Here is a 21,718-nt window from a genome sequence, read left to right as displayed (position 1 = left end):
GTGCACAACGTCGTGACCGCGAGGGGATTCCGCCGTGCCGAACCTGCTGGCGCAAGGCGCCGAACCAGTAGTCCCGGCCCTCAGCGCCGGGCCCGCGCTGGCCATCGCGGCCGCGTCGATCGCCGTGCTGCTCGTGCTGATCATGGCCCTGAAGATGCAGCCGCTCATCGCGCTGCTGCTGGTCAGCCTGGGCTCCGCGCTCGCGTTGCAGGTGCCGGTGGGCGAGGTGATGGACACCTTGCTCGGCGGGCTCGGCGAAACGCTCGCCGAAGTGGCGTTGCTGGTGGCGCTCGGCGCGATGCTCGGCCGGATGCTGGAGATCTCCGGCGGTGCCGCGGTGCTGGCGCGTGCGCTGGTCCGGCGGTTCGGCGAGCGGCGGGCGCCGTTCGCGCTGGGGGTGGCGGGGATGCTGTTCGGCTTCCCGATCTTCCTGGACGCCGGTGTGATCATCTTCTTGCCGATCGTGTTTTCGGTGGCGCGCAGGCTCGGCGGCTCGGTGCTGCGCTACGGGTTGCCGGTCGCGGGCGGGTTCGCCGTGATGCACGTGTTCCTGCCGCCGCACCCGGGGCCGGTGGCCGCGGCGGGACTGCTCGGTGCGGACATCGGGCTGCTGGTGCTGCTGGGCCTGGTCGTCGCGGTGCCCACCTGGTTGATCGCCGGTTACGGGTTCGGCCGGTGGGCGGGGGAACGCATCTACCTGCCGGTGCCCGAGATGTCCGTGACCGCCGAGGGCGAGCAGGACGAAGACGATCCGGCGGGCGGGCCGTCCGCGTTCACGGTGATCGCCATGCTGCTGCTGCCGCTGTTGCTGATCCTGCTCAACACCGGCCTGAGCACGCTGGCCGAAGCCGGCGTCGTCGACGACTCGGCGCAGTGGGTGCAGATCGCCACGTTGATCGGGGAGAGCCCGGTCGCGCTGGTGATCTCGGTGCTGGTCGCCTGCGTGCTGCTCGGCTTGCGCCGCGGGATGCGCGCGGCCGAGATCGAGCAGCAGCTCACCGACTGCCTCGGGCCGATCGCAGCGGTGATCCTGGTGACCGGCGCGGGCGGCATGTTCGGTGCGGTGCTGGAAGCCGGGGGTGTGGGCCAGGCACTCGCGGGCGCGCTCAACGCGCTGGGCATTCCGCTGATCCTGGCCGCGTTCGTGATCGCGATGGTGATGCGGGTGGCGCAGGGTTCGGCGACGGTCGCGCTGACCACGGCGGCCGGGTTCATCGCGCCCGCGGTGCACGCCGCCCAAGGGCTCTCGCCCGCCGACGTGTGCCTGATCGTGCTCGCCATCGCGGCCGGGGCGACCGTGCTCTCGCACGTCAACGACTCCGGGTTCTGGCTGATCGGGCGGCTGCTGGGGATGGACGTGCCGACGACGCTGCGGACCTGGACGGTGCTGGAGACGCTGATCGGCCTGATCGGGTTCGCCATCACCTGGGGGCTGTCGCTGGTGCTGTGACCGGCTCGCCCGGCGGGGCCGAGATCACCGGGCGAACGTGCCGGGAGATGCCATGCTGCCCGGAGCCGCCGCTGCGGAGCCGTCCGCGCGCAACCGGGGCCGGCAGGCGAATTCCCCCGGATGAGATGCGCGACAGCGGCGTTTTTTCTTGACTCGTTCCAATCTGGCCGTGGCATACTCGAAGTGCCATGGAACCCAGCGCGACCCCGGACGACAGGCTGATCCCGGACGACGGCGAGCACGCGGCCGGTCACGAGGTGACCCGGATCCGCGAGCTGCTGCGCGAGGCCGGACTGCGGGCCACCAAACCGCGCGTGGCGGTGCTGCGGTGGTTGACCGGGAATCCGCACTCGACCGCCGAGCAGGCGGCGAGCGCGGTGCGCCGCGAACTCGGTGCGGTGTCCACGCAGGCCGTCTACGACGTGCTGCACGCGTGCAACCAAGCCGGGCTGCTGCGGCGCATCGAACCGGCCGGGCACCCCGCCCGGTTCGAGACCCGCACCGCCGACAACCACCACCACCTGGTCTGCCGGGGCTGCGGCCGGACCACGGACGTCGACTGCGTCCGCGGCGCCGCGCCGTGCCTGGCCCCGTCCACCACGGCCGGGTACGAGGTGGACGAGGCCGAGATCGTGTTCTGGGGCCGGTGCCCGGACTGCCGCCGCACGGCAACCGAACCGCTGCCCGACGGGCAGCACTGACGAAGCCACCACCACTAGGAGGGACGCTCGTGACGCCAAGGCCCACGACGACCAACGCCGGGATCCCGGTCGGCAGCGACGACCACTCGCTCACCGCCGGCCCGAACGGCCCGGTCCTGCTGCAGGACCACTACTTGATCGAGAAGAACGCGCAGTTCAACCGGGAGCGCGTGCCGGAGCGCGTGGTGCACGCCAAGGGCGGCGGCGCGTTCGGCTTCTTCGAGGTCACCGAGGACGTCAGCCAGTTCACCAAGGCCGCGGTGTTCCAGCCCGGCGCCAAGACCGAAACGCTGATCCGGTTCTCCTCGGTCGCAGGCGAGCTCGGTTCCCCCGACACCTGGCGCGACCCGCGCGGCACCGCGATCAAGTTCTACACCAGCGAGGGCAACTACGACCTCGTCGGCAACAACACCCCGGTGTTCTTCATCCGGGACGCGATCAAGTTCCCGGACTTCATCCACTCGCAGAAGCGCCGCGCCGACAACCACCTGCGCGACAACGACATGCAGTGGGACTTCTGGACCCAGTGCCCGGAGTCGGCGCACCAGGTGACCTGGCTGATGGGTGACCGCGGGCTGCCCAAGACCTGGCGGCACATGAACCTCTACGGGTCGCACACCTACCTGTGGCAGAACGCGGGCGGCGAGAAGTTCTGGGTCAAGTACCACTTCAAGACCGACCAGGGCCACGACTTCCTGCCGCAGGCCGAGGCCGACCGGCTCGCCGGTGCCGACGGGGACCACCACATCCGCGACCTGTGGACCTCGATCAAGGGCGGCGAGTACCCGAGCTGGACGCTGTACGTGCAGGTCATGCCCTACACCGACGCGGCGGACTACCGGTTCAACCCGTTCGACCTGACCAAGATCTGGCCGCACGGCGACTACCCGCTGATCAAGGTCGGCCGGTTCGTGCTGAACAGGAACCCGGAGAACTACTTCGCCCAGATCGAGCAGGCCGCGTTCGAGCCGTCGAACCTGGTTCCGGGCATCGGCACCTCGCCGGACAAGATGCTGCAGGGCCGGTTGTTCGCCTACCCGGACGCGCACCGGTACCGGATCGGCGCCAACTACATGGACCTACCGGTCAACCGCCCGGTCTCGGAGGTCAACAGCTACTCCAAGGACGGCCAGATGCGCTACAGCTTCGGCCACGGCGACCCGGTGTACGCGCCGAACTCCTACGGCGGTCCGCACGCCGACAGCGCGCGCTCCGGTGAGGACGAGGCTCCGGCGAACCTGGAGCAGGAGGTCCTGCGGTCGGCCTACGCGCTGCACTCCGAGGACGACGACTTCGGGCAGCCGGGCGCGATGGTGCGCAACGTGTTCAGCGACGAGGAGCGGGCACGGTTCATCGACAACGTCGCCGGGCACATCAACGGCGGCGTGACCAAGCCGATCCAGGACAAGGCGCTGAACTACTGGCGCAGCGTCGACAAGGCGACCGGCGACAAGATCGCCGAGAAGGTGCAGGGCGCCTGATCGGTTCGCGGCAACGGCGCCGGCCCCCCGGCGCCGGTTGACGCACCGGCGCGGGCTCCGGCGGAGCCGCCGCGCCGTCCGCTGACTGCGGAATCCCACCACGGACGCCAGGTCCGGGACGAGTTCCCGGGCCTGGCGTCTTCTTTCGCGGATCGGGTCGAGGAATCGATGCGCGGGCGGTGCCGCGCTACCGCATCCGCGCGGCGATGATGCGTTCGCAGCTGCGCAGCACGACCCGGACGGCTTCCCGGTGCGCGCGGTCGTGCATCGGGTTCACCAGCTGGTCCCGCCACCGCGCCAGCGCCGAACTCGCCTCCTCCGCGAGGATCGACTCCAGCGTGTCGGATTCCTGGCCCAGGCGGGACGGGGCGTCCTGGCCCTGCCCGCCGAGCAGCCGCCGCGCCTCGTTCTGCAGCGGGCGGGGGAAGCTGAGCTGGCCCGACTGCAGTGCCGAGAGCAGCCGCAGCTCCTCCCACTCCGGCGCGTTCGCCAGCAGGCGCTCGAACTCGCCGAGCAGCTGCTGCACGCCCGGGCGCGGGTTGGCCCGCAGCGCCATGTCCACCGCCAGCAGCGCCGACCGCGCCCGCAGCGCCTCCTGGCGCTCGATGAACTGCTGGTACACCGCTTCCTGCAGATCGTTGAGCCTGCTGGCCTCCAGCAGCTGCGCGGAGAGCTTCTTCGGTTCGGAAACCCCTTCGCCGAGGGCGGTGAGCGCTTGCGCGACGCCGTACCGGCCGAACTTCTCCAGCAGTCCTTGCCGCACGCTGGTGGGCACCGACTCCGGGGTGCTGTTGTTGGCGAACCGGTCGGCCGACAGCAGCAGTGCTTCCAGCGAGCTCTCCGGAAGCTGCCGCAGCGCCACCAACGAGGCGAAGTCCTCGTCGGTGAGCGTCGCCGCCGCCTGCCCGAGCAGCCCGACCACGGGGATCACGTACTGCGCGAACGCGCGCACCGTCGGATCGTCGCGATAGCGCAGCGAGATCCGCTCCGCGGCCTGCAAGGCGCCGCTGCCGCCGTTGCCGGTCTCGTCCGCGCGGGAGAACGCGACGATCGTGTTGATCGGAGCCCGCCGCGCCAGCTGCAGCTCGTGCACCGACTGCAGGAACTGCACGTCGGTCTGCTGCGGATAGCGCGTCAGGTACAGCACCGCGTCGGCCTCGGACAGGATCTGCGCCAGCGCCGAGCGCCCGGTCTCCTGCATCGCCGACGACGAGACCCCGGGGGTCTCGATCAGCGAGATCGCCTGCAGGCCGGGCACCGGTGCCTCGATCACCAGCCGCGCCACCTCGTCCGGCCGCCACCGCTGCAGGTCCCGGATCGTGCTCGGATCCAGCGTCGTGACGGGCACGTTCTGCACCGTGCCGTGCGGGGTGTGCACGGTGATCTTCGGCTCCGGCCCGTACCGGTACAGCGTGCTGACCTGGGTGCTCTCCTCTGCGTCGGAGGGCGCGAGCCGCTGCCCGACCAGTGCGTTGATCAGCGTGGACTTGCCGGACTTGACCCTGCCGCTGACCGCGATCCGCAGCGGCTGGTCGAGCCGCTCCAACCGGCCGCGCAGCCAGCTCGCGGTGCGCGGGTCGTCCCGGTAGAACGTCATCGCCCGGATCAGCAGCGACCGCGAACGCTCCAGCAGCGGGTCTTCGGGGGGAGCGGTCATGCCGCGGTGATGCGGTTCGTGGTCAGCATCCCGGCCCGCCTGCGCAGCTGCGCCAGCTCCTCCAGCTTGCGGCGGATCTCGCGGGCGCGGTCCTCGCGGTCCACCGCGCTGCGCTCCGCGCTGCGCTTGATGTCCTGGATGGCGGTGCTGATCTCCAACTGCGCTTCCTCGGTGAGCTGCGTGAAATGCGTGTGCAACGTGCGGTGGGTGCGCCGGATCGCGTCCTTGGCCTCCTTGTTGACCTGGAAGGCCACCTGCTCGACGTAGCGCTGCGCCGAGGTCTTCGCCTCGGCCTGGCGGCGCCGCTTGCGCACGTCCTTCTCCTCGCTGAGGCTGCGGGTGCCCAGCAGCATGCCCGCCGTGATGGTCACGACGTTCAGCAGCCCCAGCCCCAACATGTTGGTGACCAGGCCGAACATCAGCACGCCCCCGTAGGACCCGCGCAACCCGGTCAGCACCTGGTCCAGCCGCCGGTACTCCCCGTTCTTCGGGTACTTCAGCTCGGCCACCTCGGCGAACGGCTCGGGCTTGGGCAGTTTCTCGATGCGGGGCCGGGCACCCGGGTGTTCCCGCAGGAACTGGTCGGCGACCTCGTCGCTGAGCCGTTCGAGGCGGCTGTCGAGCCACCCGAAGGTTTCCTCGATGGCCTCGGCGAGCGCGTTTTCGAGCCATTCCACGAAGTCGTCCCAGACCAGCACCGGGTCGGCCTCGTCCATGGTCTCGTTGAGCTGGGTGGTGATCGCCCAGGCGCGTTCGCGGAAGTCGAACTCGATGTCGGCGAACAGTTCACCGATGCCGTCGTTGAGCGTCTTCTGCCAGTGCCCGGTGGACCGCCGCAGGTCCTCGGAACGGCGCTGCGCGGTCTCCAGCTCGACCAGCGTCTCGGCGGCGGTTCGCGGGCTCTGCGCGGACAGTTCGGCCTTGAGCGTCTCGGTGAGCTCGTCCACGGCGTCGGCGACGTTCTGCGCGACCAGTCGCCGGGTCAGCTGGTCGTGCTTGCCCAGCGCTTCGGAGCGCAGGTGCTCGACCAGCTGCGGGAAGCCGGACTCGTTGTTCAGGTTGCCGTCGCGGGCGTGCATGGCCTGCAGCCGGATCGTGGACGAGACCGGGAAGACCTTGGCGCTGATCCCGGCCCCGGCGAGGTGGCGCTGGTTGACCTCGACGACCTTCCGCCAGTGCGGGCTCAGGTCGGTCTTGGGCTGCACCACCGCGACGTTCGGGCACAGCTTGGTGACCTTCTTCAGGAAGCTGATCTCGTTGTGCGTGAGTTCCTGGGTGGCGTCGGAGACCATCAGCAGCGCGTCCGCCTCGGCCACCACGGCCAGCGTGCGCGCGGTGAGCGTGGTCGAGGTGGTGCCGACGCCGGGGGTGTCCATCAGCGTCAGCCCGTCCTTGAGCACCGCGCGCGGGAGGCCGACCTCACCGCGGGAGACCGGTCGGCCGTCGCCGATGGCCTGCTCGATGCGTTCCCGGACCTGTTCGACCGGGACCGGAACGCGATCCAGCGCCGCGGGGCCCTGCGCCGGTTCTTGTTCGATGACCAGCGCGTTGGGTTGTTCGGAATGCCGCACCAGGGTGGGCACGACGGTGGTGGCGTCCTCGCCCGCGTCGCAGACGGCGGCGTTGACCAGAGCGTTGACGAGTTCGCTTTTGCCCTGTTTCGGCTCGCCGACGATCAGCACCAGCTGCGCCGGATCGAGCGCGCGCGTGCGGATTTGCCGCAGCCGGCTGTGCAGGTCGGGGCGCTGCTGCTCGGCGCATTCGGCAGTCGCGCGATCGATCAGTTCCACCATTGCCGTCTCGATCACGGCGTTGATTGTGAACCGTTCTCACTCGGAAGAGAAACCCGAGCGGGTGACTCGTAGCTCGAATGTGGTGTGGTAGCACGAAGGCCGGATTCGTGCAAAGCGCACGAATCCGGCCTTCGTGATCAGAATGCTGACGCCTCGATCAGCCCTTGCCGGGCTGGATCAGAGCAGGCCGTCCAGCGGCAGCGAGTCGGTCGCGCCGCCCGCGACGTCGCCCACGGCGTCTCCGGCGCCGCCCACGACGCCCTCGGCGGTGCCGCCGACGGCGCCCACGGCGCCGCCCGCAACGCCCTCGGCGGTGCCCACGGCGCCACCGGCCACGCCACTGACGGTGTCGACGGCCGGGCCGGCCACGTCACCGGCGACCGGGACGTTGCCCGCCACGTCGCCCGCGGTGTCCAGCGCGCCACCGGCGACGCCCTCGGCGGTGCCCACGGCGCCGCCCGCAACGCCCTCGACGGTGCCCACGGCGCCACCGGCGACACCGCCGACGGTGTCGACGGCCGGGCCGGCCACGTCACCGGCGACCGGCACGTCGCCGGCCACGTCGCCCACGGTGCCCAGCGCGCCGTCGACGGTGCCCGAGATCGGGCCACCGGCGGAGCCGGCGTCGGCGTTCGGCAGCGCGGCGGGCAGGGCGCCGGTCAGGTCGTCCAGCGGCAGGTCGCCGCCGGTCGCGCCACCGGCGACGCCGCCGACGGTGCTCACGGTGTTGTCGACGGTGTTGGTCACGTTGCCGACCGCGTCGGTCACGTCGCCGACGGCGTTCCCGTTGGCAACGTCGTTGCCGCTCAGGACGTCGTGCACGTTGATCAGGTTGTGCGAGTCGGTCTGCTCAACGTTGACGTTGGTCTCCGACTCCGGGTCCTCGTTCGGGGCGGGGGCGGGCGGGTTTTCCGAGTGCAGCATGCTCAGTTCCGTAACTTCCTGCTCGGGTGGATGTGCGGGATGCAGTTCCGTGATCGCGACGTGCTGGGTGTTCGCGGCGAACTTCTCGACGCTGCTCTGGAGTGAGCGGCCGTATTCGTCCGCGACTTCGACTGGCGCGTAGTCGAGCACCAGCGACGTGGCTTGCAGCACGTCCGTCGCGCTCATGTCCCCGAGTCCGGCCTGATCCAGCGTGGCGCGCGGATCAGCGTCGAAGGCCGACCGGGCGTCCGGACTGGTGACGATCCTGGTCAGGAACTCGTACAGCGTGGGTCCGTCCGGTGCGGCCGCCTCGGGGTGGGAGTCGGGGGTTTCGGCGCGACCTGGGGCATCTTCCGGCTGAGAGTGCATGGCGCTATCTCCTCGCTCAGCGGAACTCGGTTACGTGTGACCGGGTGAGGCCGTGCTGACTCCCTCACTCCCAGCGAGCACGCTACTGCGAGGCGTGCCGATCGCCATCGGGTACGACTCCTAGTGAGTGGGGGCACTGTTAGGGGATGGGCTTGATACCTGATTAGGGGGTTGGTGGGGGATCCGTCAGCGTTGCGTGATCGGCGACGCGCTAAGTTGTCACCGCCTTGAGCGCGTGAGGCGGTCGTGCTGGTCCGATGACCTGCTCCGCACCCAACGTGTCCAGGTACCGTCAGCGACCCGAAAAGGTGATCACGGGAAGGGGTTCGATGCCTTACGTCCTGGGGATCCACGTGGGGGCCACGGCCACCTCGGCGGCCGTCGCGCGGCGCGAGGGCGGCCGGTGGGGCGCGGCTCAGCCGCTGCCGTTGAGCTCGACCGCGCAAACCGTCCCCACGGTGCTCTGCCGGGTCCAGGACGGCTCGTTCGTCGCCGGTGAACCGGCGAGCAGGCAGGAACTGACCCATCACGAGTGGGTCGTGCGGGGCTTCACCCGCCAGGTCGGCGACGACGCCCCGATGCTGGTCGGCAGCGAGTTCGTCAGCGCGCAGGCGCTGGTGGCCTCGATGGTCGAGTGGGTCGCCGACGTGGTCGCCCAGCAGCTCGGGCACCCCGCGGAGCACATCACCCTCGCGCACAGCGCGTTGTGGGGACCGTTCCGCACGCACCTGGTGCGCCAAGCCCTGGCCGGGCTGGGGCTGCGCGACGTGACGATGGTGCCGGAGCCGGTCGCGGTGGCCATGGACTACGCGAGCAAGCAGCAGGTCACCGAGCAGGGCAAGGTCGCGGTCGCCAACGTCGGCGGCAGCGGTTTCGACGCCACCGTGCTGCAGCACCGCGCGCCCGGGTTCGACGTGCTCGGCTCGCCGCTGGACGCGGGTTACCCCAGCGGGCAGGACCTCGACGACGAGGTGTTCGGGCACGTGCGGGAAGCCTTCGGCGAGCACATCGACGAGCTGGACCCGACCGACCGCACGCACCGGGCCGCGCTGGCCGGGCTGCGCGCCGAGTGCGCCAGGGCGAAGGAGGCGCTGTCGTACCACCCGGGCGCGACGGTCCGGGTGGATCTGCCGCAGGTGCGCACCGACTTCGCGCTGTCCCGTTCCCGGTTCGAGCAGCTCAGCCGCGGGCACCTGGAACGCATTCCGGAACTGCTGCTGCAGTCGATCCAGTCCGCGGGACTGGGCAAGTCCAGCGAGTCGGACAGGGCGGCCCGGACGGGCAAGACCGCGTCGGTCAGCTCCGGCGGAACCGGCGCCGACGACCTCGACGCCGTGGTGCTCGCGGGCGGCTCGGTGCGCACCCCGCTGGCCAAGCAGATCGTGGCCGAACGCCTGGAGACGACGCCGCAGGTGGATGCCGCCCCCGAACTCGTCGCCGCCCGCGGCGCCGCGGTCTCCGCGGTCGGCGTGCTGTCGAAGGGCAGCGACCAGCAGGCATCGGCGGCCGAGACGAGCGTGCTGATGCGCGTGGAAGGCGGCCCGGATTCGGACCGGGTCGACATCATCGAAGCCCAGCGCCAGCGGGAAGCCGAACCGCGGCCACCGGTGCAGGTGAAAGCGATGTACGTGGAACCACCCGACGAAGACCGGGAACGCCGGCTCAAGATCTTGAAGTTGAGCCTGGCCGCCCTGCTGATCCTCGCCGGGCTGGCGCTCACCTTCGTGCAGACCGTCGAAGGCCACCCGCTCAGCCCGACGACCAGTACCCAGCGCTGATCCGCCGCAGCTATGAGGTGTTCCGTGAACCGAGGACTCCTGTGAACCATCGGACCGTCCCCGCCCCCGACCCGACCACCGAGCTGCGTGCCGCCCGCCTCCGCGAAACGATCACCGCGGATCCCGCGGCACCGATCCGCACCGCCGTGCAAGGAGCCGGTGGGCACGGCAAGACGACGCTGCTGCGCGAGCTGACCGGCGCTTACCGCGCCGCGGGCGTGCCGGTCGCCGATCGCCCGGAAGAGGTGGCCGACCCGGCCTCGACCGCGGTGCTCGTCGACGACGCCCACCTGCTCGACCCCGAGCGGCTGCCCGCGCTGCGCGAACTGGCCGAGACGCCGGGCGCGCGGCTGGTCGTTGCCTACCGGCCGTGGCCACGCGGTGCCGAGCTGACCGAGCTGCTGCACTCCCTCGGCCCGCCGGTGCTGCTGGGCGCCTTCAGCGCGCACGACGTGGCGCACCTCGCGGAACGCGCGTACGGCGCGGCACCGCAGCACGAGTGGCTGGAGCGGGTGCTCGCGCAGACCGGCGGGGTGCCGCGCTACGTCGCCGCGATGCTCGCCGGGCTCGGGCCGAACGACCGGCCCGAGGCGCTGCCGCAGCGCGTCGTGGAGCAGTTCCAGCACGACTTCGAACGGCTCGACCGGCCTGCCAGGGACTGCGTGAGCGCGGTCGCGGTGGGTGCCGCCGCCCATCCGGACGTGCTGGCGTGGCTGCTCGAGCTGGAACCGGACGCGGTGCTGCGCGCGCTCTCGGCGGTGCGGGCGAGCGGGCTGGTCGACGGCTCGGACGTGCTGCTGCCGGTGGTGCGCAACGCCGCACTGCTGCTCACGCCGATCGAATGGCGGCTGCGGGCGGTGCGCAGGCTGGTGCGGGTGCAGCTGGACCGCGGCAAACCGGTGCTGGGCCTGCTGCGGCCGTTCCTGGACGCCCACGACGCGCTGGCCGCCGACCCGACGATGGCCGCCGCGTTCGAGCAGGCCGCGGAGGAAGCGGTCCGGCAGGCACCGGCGCTGGCCTCCCGGTTCTTCGACGCTGCCGTGTCCGCGGGTACGCCCGCGCCCACGCTGGCCGCGCGGCGCGCCCGCGCCGCGGCCGTCGCCGGTGATTTCGACGAGGCGCTGCGGCTGGCCGACGAGGTCATCGTGGACTCCTCCGCCCCGGAGCGGGCGCTGGGCGTGCAGGTCGCCGCAGGCGTCCTCGCGCACCGCGGGCTGCCCGCCCGCTCGGCGCAGTTGTGCCGCTGGTCGGCCGAGCACCTGCGCTGGCCGGGAGACCGGGCGTACGCGGCGGTTTCGCTGATCGGGATCGGGCGGTTCGGCGACGCGGAGCAGCTGCTCGACGGGAGCACCGACGCGGCGGCACCGCCGACCTCGCTGTCGGGTTCCTCGGACCAGCTGGTCGACGGCCTGCGGGAGTCGATCACCGGCAGCCCGGCCACGGCGCTGTCCATGCTGGCGCGGTCGGCCTCGCTGGCCGAGCCCGTCGGCCCGGGAGTGCTGGTGCCGGACACCCCGGCCGCGATCGCCACGCTCGCGGCGCTGCACTGCGGTGAGCTGGACGTCGCGGCCTCGGTCGTGAACCGCGCGATCGAAGCGGGCAGCGGCGGTTCGATGCTGGCCGTGCGGCACCGGCTGCTCGCCGCGTGGATCCCCATGACCAGGGGGGACACCGTCGGCGCAAGATCCGCGCTGGAGCAGGCCGCGCCCGCGCCGGAGTCGTTGCAGGCCCGCGACCGGCTGCTGGCGACCGCGGTCGAAGCCGGCATCGCCGACCGGGACAACGACACCGCCGCGCTGCACGCGGTGCGCGGCCGGGCGCGGCAGGCCATCGCCGAACACCCGGCGGACCTGTTCGGGCTGCTGCCGCTCGGCGAGCTGGTCGTGTCCTGCGCCCGGCTGCACGATCAGGAATGGGTCGACCCGCACCTGGACGCCGCGTTCGCGCTGCTTCGCCAGCTCGGCGACCCGCCGCTGTGGGCGGGCCTGCTGCGCTGGAAGTGCTTGCAGGCCGCGATCGTCGCCGAGGACCCGACGGCCGCGCGCAAGCACGCCGCCGAACTCGACGCCATGGCCGCCAGCAGTCCGATGGCGTCGGCGATGGCCGCGGCGGCCCGCGCGTGGCTGGGTGTGCTGGCCGGTGAGGTGGATCGGGAAGCCACCGAACAAGCAGCTCGCGGGCTGCACGCGGCCGGGCTGACCTGGGACGGTGCCCGGCTGGCCGGGCAGGCGGCGCTGCACACGCCGGACCGCCCCGCGATGTTGGCGCTGCTGGAGTGCGCCCGTTCGCTGCAGGGCAAGCCCGGACGGCCGCGCGCGGTCGGCGGCCCGGACGGCGGAGCGCTCAGCGGCCGCGAACGCGAGGTCGCCGAGCTGGTGCTGTCCGGGCTCACCTACAAGCAGGTCGGCAAGAAGCTGTTCATCTCCGCCAAGACCGTGGAGCACCACATCGGGCGGATGAAGCAACGGCTCGGCGCGAACACCCGCGAAGATCTGCTGATCCGCCTGCGCGGCCTGCTGGACGAGTGATGCGCGGGAGTCGGCGGCGGCTCAGGTGCCGCTCGACCGCCGCGGACTCAGGGAACGGAGTCGACCGGCTCGCCCAGCGCGAGTCCGGCTCGCAGCGTCCCGGCGATCTCGCTGCACGCCTCGTTGAACCGCGTCCCGGCTTGGCGCAGGTTCGCGAATCCGTGCACGAGGTCGTCGAACCGGCGCGCGACGACCGGGACGCCGGCTTCGGTGAGCCGCCGCGCGTACTCCTCGCCTTCGTCCCGCAGCGGGTCGAACCCGGCGGTGACCACGTGCGCGGGCGGCAGCCCGGCGAGGTCTTCGGCCAGCAGCACCGACAGCCGCACGTCGGCGCGCCGGTCCATCTCCGGCACGTACTGGTCCAGGAACCAGGTCATGTCGGCGTCGCTGAGGATCAGGTTCAAATCACCGAACACCTCGCGGGAACGCCTGCGGACCGTTGCGTCCACCGCCGGGTACAGCAGCAGCTGGAATGCCGGTTTCGTCCCGCCTTCGCGGGTGGCCTGGTAGGCCACGGACGCGGCGAGGTTCCCGCCCGCGCTGTCCCCGCCGACGGCGATCCACTCCGGCCGGGTGCCGAGTTCGGTCGCCTTGTCCACCGCGTACCGCCAGGACGCCATCGCGTCGTCGAACGCGGCGGGGAACGGGTGCTCGGGCGCGAGCCGGTAGTCCACCGACAGCACCCGCGTTCCGGCGTTCTTGGCGAGGTATCGGCACAGGTCGTCGTGGGTGTCCAGGTCGCCGACGACCCAGCCGCCGCCGTGGAAGAACACCAGCAGCCCGCTCGGGTCGTGCACGTGCTGCGGCCGGTACAGCCGGGCTGCGAGTTCGCCGGAAGGCGTGGGGATGCGCCGGTCGCCCACCGAGACACCGCTGATCTCGGTGCGTTCCACGATCCCGTGCGACTTGGTCATCATCGCGCGTGCGAGCTGCGCGGTCGGCGCGGACAGCTGGGTGCTTCCGGTGAGCTTCTGCATCTTCAGCAGCAGTTGCGCGTCCAGCGCCAGCTCTTGCCCGTCCATCCGCAGCGGCGTGCCCGCGATGGCCCGGCGGATCGGGCGCGGCAGCGCGAACACGGTGTGCAACCCGGCTCCCAGCACGCGGGTGGCCGGGGCGGAGCTGAGCGCGGCGGTGGCTATCGACATGGCGGAACCTTCCGGACGGTGAACACGCGAACCCGAGGCTACTCACAAGTAGGCGTGTTCGGGGACACCGCTTCGCACCTTGACCTTGAGCTGGCTGCAAGTCGTAGCGTGAATCGCGAGCCGCCAGCGGTACGCCGCTGCGAGGGAAGGATCGACGTATGACGGTGACCGTGGTGGGCCTCGGCGGCTCGATGCGACCGGGTTCGCAGTCCGAGCGGGCGATGCACGTCGTGCTCGCAGGCGCCCAGGCGGCCGGCGCGAAGGTGCAGGCGATCGGCGGCGACGACCTGGTGCTGCCGTTCTACGACCCGGAGGACCCGCAGCGCGTTCCCGCGGCCGGACAGCTGGTGCGGGCGTTGCGCACCGCGGACGGCGTCGTGCTGGCCTCGCCCGGTTACCACGGCACGATCTCCGGGCTGATGAAGAACGCGCTGGACTACGTCGAGGACCTGCGCGGCGACGATCCGCCCTACCTGGACGGACGGGCCGTCGGCTGCGTCGGAACCGCCTACGGCTGGCAGGCAACCGTGAGCACATTGCACGCGTTGCGGTCGGTGGTGCACGCGTTGCGCGGGTGGCCTACGCCGCTGGGCGCCGCGGTGAACTCCACCGAGACCCGCTTCGGCCCGGACGGCGAGTGCTCCGACGCGAAGGTCGCCGAAACCCTGCGCACCATCGGTGAACAGGTCGTCGAGTTCGCGCAGCGGCACCGCTGATTCGATTCCGTCCGCGCCGGCGAGTGATTTTTCGGCCCCGCTCGGGTACCCCACGGGTGCGTTTCCTGAACCGACTGCGCACCCGAGCACGAGGAGGTACCTCATGGGCGACAAGTCGAAGGCTCCGGTCACGAGCCCGCTGGGCGATGCGGAGCAGGACATCACCGGCAAGGCGCTGCAAGGCACCCTGCTCGACATGATCGACCTGCACCTGGTCGCCAAGCAGGCGCACTGGAACGTCGTCGGCCGGTCGTTCCGCACCGTGCACCTCCAGCTGGACGAGCTGGTCAGCGCCGCGCGCGGATTCGCCGACGACGTCGCGGAACGGGCCGCTTCGCTCGGCGTCCCGCCGGACGGGCGCGCCTCCACGGTCGCCGAGGGTTCCGGCGTGCCCACCTTCGAGAAGGGCTGGCGCCAGGACCGCGACGTGATCGAGGCGGTCGTCGAGTCGCTGGAGAAGATCATCCGGCGGATGCGCGGCCGGATCGACGAGACCGACAAGACGGACCTGGTCACCCAGGACATGCTGATCAGCATCGCGCAGGAGCTGGAGAAGACGCACTGGATGTGGCAGGCCCAGCTCGCCGAAGCCTGACTCGCGCGCACGAACGTCCCGCCGGCGCACCACTGCCGGCGGGACGTTCGTGTTCGCGGCCGGGAGACGTTCACCCCGTCCATCGGGGTGGAGGGGTCCGGCGCCCCGGTTCGTCAGGCGCGGCGGGCGCGCCCGTACTGGCGAGGCCAGATGTTGTCCGCGTGCAGCCGGTCCGCGGCGTGCAACGGCCAGTGCGGGTCGCGCAGCAGTTCCCGCGCCAGCAGGACCGCGTCCGCCGAGCCGGAGGAGACGACCTCCTCGGCCTGCTCCGGCGAGGTGATCAGGCCGACCGCGCCGGTCGGCACTCCGGCCTCCGCGCGGACCTGGCGGGCGAACCGGACCTGGTAACCCGCACCGACGGGAATCCGGGCGTCCGGCACCGCGCCGCCGGTCGAGGCGTCGACGAGGTCCACACCCCGCTCGGCCAGCAGTTTCGCCAGCCGCACCGAATCGTCGCCGGTCCAGCCGCCGTCCACCCAGTCGGTCGCGGAGATCCGCACCAGCAGCGGCCGCTCCTGCGGCCACACCGCGCGCACCGCGTCCACGATCTCCAGCGGCGCCCGCACCCGGCCGGCGAAGTCGCCGCCGTAGCGGTCGGTGCGGTCGTTGATCAGCGGTGAGTAGAACTGATGCGCCAGGTAGCCGTGCGCGAAGTGCAGCTCCACCGCGTCGAACCCGGCGGCTTCGGCGCGGCGGGCGGAGGCGGCGAACTGCTCGGGCAGCGCCGCGACCTCCGCCTCGGTCAACGCCCGCGGAGCGGCCAGCTCGCCGAAGGCGGCGTCGGTGGAGCTGATCGTGCGCCAGCCGCCCGCTGATTCGGGAACGCTCGCGCCGCCGTCCCACGGAGCCTCCGTGGAAGCTTTGCGTCCCGCGTGCGCGAGCTGGACGGCGGCCGTCGAGCCCTGCTGGTGCAGGAAGTCGGTGATCCGCCGCCACGCGGTGGCCTGCTCGTCGTTCCACAACCCGGCGTCGGCGGGGCTGATCCGGCCTTCCGGCGCGACCGCGCTGGCCTCGGCCATGACCAGGCCCGCACCGCCGGTGGCGAACTGGCCGAGGTGGACGAAGTGCCAATCGCCGGGCACGCCGTCGATCGCGGAGTACTGGCACATGGGCGAGACCCACACCCGGTTGGGGATGGCGACATCGCGCAGCTTCAGCGGCTCGAACAGGTGACTCATATTTCGCAACAACCCGGCTGCGCAGGGGTTTATTCCTGTTGTACGGCAGCTCACAGCGGCTGGGAACTTCCTCGTAGAACGGTGTGCGCCCGCTGGGAAATCGGCAGCCCGGCCGGACGCGGGAATTCGTCCAGGAGCTTCCCAGCGGATTTCCGGATATTTTCCGTCGAATCCGTTCCGAAATGCTCGGTAGGTTGATTCCAGTCGGCGCCGAAACGGCCCGGCGAAATGTGATTCGATTCGACCAGGAGGTCGCAAATGGGTTTCCCCGTTCCGGTCCCAGGCAAGCCGCGCCCGCCCAAGCCGCCGAAGCCCCCGAAGCCGGAGCCGGGCCGGCCGCCGCACAAGTGAGTTGATCCTCGGCGGGCCGGTCGGTTCAGCACCGGCCCGCCGGGGCAGCGGGAAGGACCGAGATGAGCGCTGCGCCGGGAATTCGCGAGGTTTTCGCCCGCTTCCGGCCGTTCCTGCGCCCGGAGCGCGGTGGCCTGCTGGTCGCTGCGGTGCTGCTGGTGATCTCCGCGCTGGCCGACACCGCGGGCATCTGGATGTTCATGCTGATCACCGACGACGCGCTGGCGACCGGCAGGTTGGCGGAGTTCTGGGCGCCGGGCCTGTCCTGGCTGGCGATCGCGGCGGTCGGCGCAGCGGCCTCCTTCGGCGGCTCCTACTTTTCCGCGCGGGCGGCCGAACGTTTCCTGGTGCGGTTGCGCGCGCACGTCTTCGCGCATTTGCAGCGGCTTTCCCCGGATTTCTTCGCGCGCAGCAAACTGGGCGATCTGGTCTCGCGGCTCTCCGGGGACGTGGAGGCGGTGGAACGGCTCGTCGCATCCGGCATGGTCGAGACCGTCACCGCGATGTTCAGCGTGGTCCTCTACGCGGGCGCCGCGCTGTACCTGCGCTGGGACCTGGCGCTGCTTTCGTTCGCGCTCGCGCCGGTTTTCTGGCTGGTGGCGCGTAGCTTCGCGAACCGGATCAGGTCGGCGTCGCGGGACGAGCGGGCGGGCAACGGCGAGCTGAGCACGGTCGTCGAAGAAGGACTCGGGCACATCGAGCTGGTGCAGGCCGCGAACCAGCAGCCGCGCAAATCCGCCGAGCTGCACGCCGCCTCGATGCGCTGGTTCCGCGCGAAGATCACCGAGGCGCGGCTGTCCGCGCTGTACCCGCCGCTGGTCACGATGGTCGAGACGGGGTGCGTGCTGCTGGTGATCGGCGTCGGCGTGTGGGAGATCTCGGCGCAGCGCATCAGCATCGGCGGCCTGATGGCGTTCGCCGCCTACATCGGCTACCTGTACCCGCCGCTGCAGGACCTCGGCCGGATCACCATGGCGGTGACCGCCGCGCGCGCCGGTTCGGAGCGGTTGATCGAGCTCATGGACGCGCAACCGGCGGTGGCCGACGCGCCCAGCGGCGTGTCGTTGCCGCCGCGGCGCCCCGCGGGGCGGGCGATCGAGTTCGACCGGGTCGGTTTCGGCTACCCGGGCGCGGGCCGGGCTGCGCTTCGCGACTTCCGGCTGCACGTTCGGCCGGGAGAGTTCGTGCTGGTCACCGGCCCCAGCGGAGCCGGGAAATCGACGCTGGCGAGGCTGCTGCTGCGGTTCTACGACCCGGGCGCGGGCCGGGTGCTGCTGGACGGCGTGGAATTGCCCCGGCTCCCGCTGCACGAGGTTCGCGACCAGATCGCCTACGTGCCGCAGGAAGCCGACGTGCTGCACGGAACGGTCGCGGACAACATCGCGTTCGCCGCGCCAGGGGCGTCTCGGGCCGACGTCGTCGCAGCGGCTCAGGAAGCCGACGCCGACGAGTTCGTCCGCGCCTTGCCGGACGGCTACGACACGGTGCTCGGGGAGCGCGGAGCGCTGCTTTCCGGCGGCCAGCGCAGACGGATCGCCATCGCCCGCGCCGTGCTGCGCCGTGCTCCAGTGCTGGTGTTGGACGAACCGACCAACGGACTGGACCAGGAGTCCAAGCGCAACGTCCTCGCCCCGCTGCGCCGGCTCGCCCGCACCCGCACGACCTTGCTGATCAGCCACGATCCTGATCTCGCCGAACTGGCCGACCGGATCGTGCGGCTGCGCGGGCAAGGCACGAACGCTGCCGGGAACGCGCCGGTTCAGCAGGAGCCGACGGCATCGGCTGCCGGTCCCGACGACACCTCCACGGTCCGGCTCCGCCCGCCGTGGCCTGCGGGGCTCACCGATCCGCTGCACGCGCGGCACCGGTGAAGGTGCCGGGGCCGCCGGGCTGACCGGCGGCCCCGGTCCGATCAAGCCAGCCCGACGGCCCGCTGCGCGAAGTGGATCTCCGCGGAAACCTGGCGCAGCGTCTCGGCCACCACCAGCGAACCGTGCCCGGCGTCGTAGCGGTAGAACTCGAACGGCACCTGCCGCGCGGACAGCCGGTCCAGGTAGTTCAGGATCTGCCGGAGCGGACAGCGCGGATCGTTGTCCCCGGCCAGCACCAGCACCGGCGCGCGGACCTCGTCGACGTAGGTCAGCGGCGAGCAGTCCCGGTACACCGCGGGGACGTCCTCCGGCGAGCCGCCGAACAACGCGCGGTCGTAGGCGCGCAACGGCTCCATCTCATCGGCGTAGGCCGAGACGTAGTCCGCCACCGGCACCCCGGCCACGCCGCCCGCCCACCGCTGCGGTTGCGTGCCCAGCGCCAGCAACGTCAGGTAGCCGCCCCACGAAGCTCCGGCGACCACGCTCAACGCTGGCGTGGTGAGCCCTTCCGCGACGGCCCAGTCGTGCACCCTGGCGACGTCGGCCAGCTCGGTCAGCCCCGGACGCCCCTCGATGGCGTCCCGCCAAGCCGAGCCGTAACCGGTCGAACCCCGGTAGTTGATCTCCACCACGGCGAAGCCCGCGTCCAGCCACGCCGCCCGGTACGACGAGAACCGGTCCTCGTCGGCCGCGTGCGGCCCACCGTGCAGGTTGAACACCGTGGGCAACGGCTCGTCCCCGGAGTTTTCCGGGCGGGATACCAGCGCGTGCACGGTCTCGTTCGGCCCGTACGGCACTTCCACGAACACGTCGCCGACCGGCTGCGAACCGGGCGCCCGCTCCCCGGGAGGCGTCAGCAGCACGCGGTCCTCGCCGTCCGCGGTCAGCGTGCGCACCAGCCCCGGCGTCGCGGCCGACGACCACGAGTACTCCACCGACCGGTCCGGTCGCACCGAGGCGTTGCCGACCGTCCCGGCCGGGGTCGACAGGTCGGTCAGCTCGCCAGAAGCCAGGTCGTAGCGGTGCATCGTGGTGCGCGCCCGATGGGTGTGCGCGATCAGCAGCGCCGAACCGTCCGGGTACCAGTCCGCGGAGACCTCACCGGGCAGTCCGAGGTCGAGCTCCTGCTCGGTGTCCGCGAGCACGTCCCAGATCAGCAGCTCTTCGCGGCCGTGCCGCTCGTGCAGCACCAGCAGCCGCGGATCCCCGCTCACCGGCGCGAAGTCCAGCGCGTCCAGGCCCTTGCCCGGCCCGTCGTACTTCTCGGCGACGGTCGCCGCGTCGGACACCCGCAGCACCCGCAGCGCCGGGTGCCTGCTGTCGCCGTGTTCCGAGTGCGACAGCACCAGCAGCGACTCGTCCCAGGACAGCGCGGAAAGACCGCCGTCCTGCTCGTGCTCGTAGACGACTTCCGGGCTCGCGCCGTGCTTCGACACCCAGATCGTGACGCCGTCGTCGGTGGACATCCCGATCCCGGTCACGGTCGGCCCGAGCGCCAGCCCGGCCGGGTAGCCGGCGTGCGTGCCCGGCACCGCCTCGGCCGGCTTCTCGCCGCCGTAGGTGAAGTCCTCGCTGACCCACTTGCCGAACTCGTCGCCGTCGGTGTCGTCGAACCACCACACCCGCGTCCCGTCCGAGGACAAGGTGCCGTGGAAGGTGCCGTTCGGCCGGTCGGTGACCTGCCGGTGTTCGCCGGAGTCCCGGTCCCAGGCGTAGAGCTCCCAGGTTCCGCTGCTGTTGGAGACGTACAGACTGCGCGCCGGGGCGTCGCGCGCCCAGTCCGGCAGGGACACGCGCGGCGCGCTGAACCGCGCCCGCCAGCGCCGCTCCAGCTCGGCGTCGTCGAACAGCTCTTCCGGGATCTTCGCGTCAGGATAGGTGCTCACCCCACCGATCCTGCCCGATCCGTCCGACAGGTCGCCGCCCCCAGGGGCGCGGATCGCCGTCGGCGGAATCCGCGGCGTACCCGGTGAAGGGTTTCCCGACGCAGCTCGCCCGCGCCGCGGCAGCGGGCGACTTCGGCTCGGCGCTCATCGTCCACTTCAGGTCCGCGCAACAACACGAGGGAGCTGCATTGGTCTCCAAAGCAACGACTCTGCCCAGGCTGGTCGCGTTGGGCGGCGTGCTCGCCGGGTCGGTCGCGCTGGCACCGGTGCCCGCGGTCGCTGAGCCGCAGGCCGCCGCGCCCACCGAGTGCCGGATCCACGAACTGCCGATGCCGCCCGGCGCGACCAAGGGAAACGTCAGCGGCGGTAGCCCGGACGGCAGAACACTGGTCGGCACGGTCGAGGGCACGCCGTCCGACCTGGTCCACGTCGTGTGGCGGGACGGCGAGATCCTGGAAACGCCCGGGAACCTGCCGGACCGGCTGGAAGACGTGAACTCCGACGGCGTCGCGGTGGGCGGGATCTTCGACGAGTACGGCGAACGCCGTCCGTACGTCTACCGCGACGGCGAGGTCCGCGTGCTGCCCGGCCACGTGACGCCGCGCGGCATCAACGACACCGGGCAGATCGTCGGGTTCCGCAGCGACGCAGCAGGCGAGGTCCCGGTCAGCTGGGCACCCGGCTCCGACCAGCCCGTCGACCTGCCCGGACCGCCTGGTGTCGCCGAGGACGTCGCCGCGGACGGCACGGCGGTCGGCACGGTCGCGGGCGAGACTCCGGGCGCCCCGACCAACGGCTTCGTCTGGCGGCCGGACGGCACCTCCGCGGCGCTGCCGCGGCCCGAAGGCATCCCCGCGAACGAGCACTTGGAGGCCCACCAGATCAACGGCCCGTGGGTGATCGGTTCCGGCAGCAGCGGCGAGATCCGCTGGAACCTGGACACCGGCACGGCCGAGGTCATCCCGAACACGATCTTCGACTCGGGGGCGATCAACGAACAGGGCTGGGTCGCCGCGGCCAGGCGGGACAGCGAGGGCAGGGCGGCAACGGCAACCCTGTTCGCCGATGGACAGCAGGTTCCGCTGCCGGGGATCAACAACTGGGATCTCTCCGCGAGCTCGATCAGTCCGGACGGCAGCGTGATCGGCGGCACCGCGTTGCTCTCGCGCGGGCCGTCCAAGCCGGTGTCCTGGACCTGCTCCTGACAGCTGTCCGAGCAGTGGCCGTTACCGGACGACCGCGTTCCACCGTGGTCTCCGAGGCGGGGAGCCGATCATCGAGAACGGCTCCCCGCC

At 71.6% G+C, this 21,718-nt stretch carries 15 protein-coding genes; 9 read left to right on the top strand and 6 right to left on the bottom strand.

Going from position 1 to position 21,718, the window contains the following annotated elements:
* The first annotated feature begins 34 nt into the window (after positions 1-34).
* From V1457_RS06405 to V1457_RS06395, 3 genes are all read left to right on the top strand, one after another.
* The gene (locus V1457_RS06405; RefSeq protein WP_338601368.1) at positions 35-1,450 is read left to right on the top strand and encodes a gluconate:H+ symporter; all 1,416 of its coding nucleotides are present in this window, start codon (positions 35-37) and stop codon (positions 1,448-1,450) included.
* Positions 1,451-1,638: 188 nt separating this feature from the next.
* Positions 1,639-2,151 carry a Fur family transcriptional regulator gene (locus V1457_RS06400; protein WP_295139576.1) on the top strand — a complete coding sequence of 171 codons (513 nt, stop codon included), beginning with the start codon at positions 1,639-1,641 and terminating at the stop codon, positions 2,149-2,151.
* Positions 2,152-2,180: 29 nt separating this feature from the next.
* Positions 2,181-3,632 carry a catalase gene (locus V1457_RS06395; protein ID WP_200068217.1) on the top strand — a complete coding sequence of 484 codons (1,452 nt, stop codon included), beginning with the start codon at positions 2,181-2,183 and terminating at the stop codon, positions 3,630-3,632.
* A 187-nt stretch (positions 3,633-3,819) separates the two neighbouring features.
* On the opposite strand, the gene V1457_RS06390 is transcribed toward V1457_RS06395, so the two are convergent.
* From V1457_RS06390 to V1457_RS06380, 3 genes are all read right to left on the bottom strand, one after another.
* Positions 3,820-5,289, bottom strand: a complete 1,470-nt coding sequence (locus tag V1457_RS06390; protein ID WP_338601361.1) for a dynamin family protein — start codon at positions 5,287-5,289, stop codon at positions 3,820-3,822.
* Positions 5,286-7,097, bottom strand: a complete 1,812-nt coding sequence (locus V1457_RS06385; RefSeq protein WP_200068219.1) for a dynamin family protein — start codon at positions 7,095-7,097, stop codon at positions 5,286-5,288. The genes V1457_RS06390 and V1457_RS06385 overlap by 4 nt, the downstream gene beginning before the upstream one ends.
* Before the next feature lie 162 nt (positions 7,098-7,259).
* On the bottom strand, positions 7,260-8,375 hold the full coding sequence (locus V1457_RS06380) for an IniB N-terminal domain-containing protein (RefSeq protein WP_338601356.1): 1,116 nt from the start codon (positions 8,373-8,375) through the stop codon (positions 7,260-7,262).
* A 329-nt stretch (positions 8,376-8,704) separates the two neighbouring features.
* Between V1457_RS06380 and V1457_RS06375 the strand changes: the two genes are divergently transcribed.
* Together V1457_RS06375 and V1457_RS06370 are read left to right on the top strand one after the other, a co-directional pair.
* On the top strand, positions 8,705-10,153 hold the full coding sequence (locus tag V1457_RS06375; protein WP_338601353.1) for an Hsp70 family protein: 1,449 nt from the start codon (positions 8,705-8,707) through the stop codon (positions 10,151-10,153).
* 41 nt (positions 10,154-10,194) lie between these two features.
* The gene (locus V1457_RS06370) at positions 10,195-12,681 is read left to right on the top strand and encodes a LuxR C-terminal-related transcriptional regulator (RefSeq protein ID WP_338601350.1); all 2,487 of its coding nucleotides are present in this window, start codon (positions 10,195-10,197) and stop codon (positions 12,679-12,681) included.
* A 47-nt stretch (positions 12,682-12,728) separates the two neighbouring features.
* Here the strand turns inward: V1457_RS06370 and V1457_RS06365 are convergent, their stop codons facing one another.
* Entirely contained in the window at positions 12,729-13,826 is a 1,098-nt protein-coding gene (locus V1457_RS06365) for an alpha/beta hydrolase (RefSeq protein ID WP_295143071.1), read from the bottom strand.
* A 158-nt stretch (positions 13,827-13,984) separates the two neighbouring features.
* Here V1457_RS06365 and V1457_RS06360 point away from each other — a divergent pair, with 158 nt between their 5' ends.
* Both V1457_RS06360 and V1457_RS06355 read left to right on the top strand, forming a co-directional pair.
* Positions 13,985-14,542 carry an NADPH-dependent FMN reductase gene (locus tag V1457_RS06360; RefSeq protein ID WP_200068224.1) on the top strand — a complete coding sequence of 186 codons (558 nt, stop codon included), beginning with the start codon at positions 13,985-13,987 and terminating at the stop codon, positions 14,540-14,542.
* Between the two features lie 103 nt (positions 14,543-14,645).
* Positions 14,646-15,137: a Dps family protein gene (locus V1457_RS06355; RefSeq protein ID WP_200068225.1), complete on the top strand. Its 492-nt coding sequence runs from the start codon at positions 14,646-14,648 to the stop codon at positions 15,135-15,137.
* A 113-nt stretch (positions 15,138-15,250) separates the two neighbouring features.
* Here V1457_RS06355 and V1457_RS06350 read toward each other — a convergent pair whose 3' ends face one another.
* Positions 15,251-16,315 (bottom strand): NADH:flavin oxidoreductase/NADH oxidase, encoded by a 1,065-nt coding sequence (locus V1457_RS06350; RefSeq protein WP_338601342.1) that lies wholly within the window; start codon positions 16,313-16,315, stop codon positions 15,251-15,253.
* Positions 16,316-16,728: 413 nt separating this feature from the next.
* Here V1457_RS06350 and V1457_RS06345 point away from each other — a divergent pair, with 413 nt between their 5' ends.
* Positions 16,729-18,537 carry an ABC transporter ATP-binding protein gene (locus V1457_RS06345; RefSeq protein ID WP_338601339.1) on the top strand — a complete coding sequence of 603 codons (1,809 nt, stop codon included), beginning with the start codon at positions 16,729-16,731 and terminating at the stop codon, positions 18,535-18,537.
* A gap of 41 nt (positions 18,538-18,578) precedes the next feature.
* On the opposite strand, the gene V1457_RS06340 is transcribed toward V1457_RS06345, so the two are convergent.
* Positions 18,579-20,423 (bottom strand): prolyl oligopeptidase family serine peptidase, encoded by a 1,845-nt coding sequence (locus V1457_RS06340; RefSeq protein ID WP_338601336.1) that lies wholly within the window; start codon positions 20,421-20,423, stop codon positions 18,579-18,581.
* Positions 20,424-20,611: 188 nt separating this feature from the next.
* Between V1457_RS06340 and V1457_RS06335 the strand changes: the two genes are divergently transcribed.
* Positions 20,612-21,628, top strand: coding sequence for a hypothetical protein (locus tag V1457_RS06335; protein WP_338601333.1), 1,017 nt, complete (start codon positions 20,612-20,614; stop codon positions 21,626-21,628).
* The last annotated feature ends 90 nt before the right edge of the window (positions 21,629-21,718 follow it).

The organism is Saccharopolyspora sp. SCSIO 74807 (assembly GCF_037023755.1).
GTDB classification, from domain to species: Bacteria; Actinomycetota; Actinomycetes; order Mycobacteriales; family Pseudonocardiaceae; genus Saccharopolyspora_C; species Saccharopolyspora_C galaxeae.
Note: the sequence above shows the minus strand (reverse complement) of the source record. Positions and strands in the feature narration are given on the sequence as shown.

Excerpts from the sequence above, each read along its gene's own strand:
- V1457_RS06345 (WP_338601339.1), top strand. The coding sequence starts at position 16,729 with ATGAGCGCTGCGCCGGGAATTCGCGAGGTTTTCGCCCGCTTCCGGCCG.
- V1457_RS06355 (WP_200068225.1), top strand. The coding sequence starts at position 14,646 with ATGGGCGACAAGTCGAAGGCTCCGGTCACGAGCCCGCTGGGCGATGCG.
- V1457_RS06380 (WP_338601356.1), bottom strand. The coding sequence starts at position 8,375 with ATGCACTCTCAGCCGGAAGATGCCCCAGGTCGCGCCGAAACCCCCGAC.
- V1457_RS06400 (WP_295139576.1), top strand. The coding sequence starts at position 1,639 with ATGGAACCCAGCGCGACCCCGGACGACAGGCTGATCCCGGACGACGGC.
- V1457_RS06375 (WP_338601353.1), top strand. The coding sequence starts at position 8,705 with ATGCCTTACGTCCTGGGGATCCACGTGGGGGCCACGGCCACCTCGGCG.
- V1457_RS06350 (WP_338601342.1), bottom strand. The coding sequence starts at position 16,315 with ATGAGTCACCTGTTCGAGCCGCTGAAGCTGCGCGATGTCGCCATCCCC.
- V1457_RS06360 (WP_200068224.1), top strand. The coding sequence starts at position 13,985 with ATGACGGTGACCGTGGTGGGCCTCGGCGGCTCGATGCGACCGGGTTCG.
- V1457_RS06365 (WP_295143071.1), bottom strand. The coding sequence starts at position 13,826 with ATGTCGATAGCCACCGCCGCGCTCAGCTCCGCCCCGGCCACCCGCGTG.
- V1457_RS06390 (WP_338601361.1), bottom strand. The coding sequence starts at position 5,289 with ATGACCGCTCCCCCCGAAGACCCGCTGCTGGAGCGTTCGCGGTCGCTG.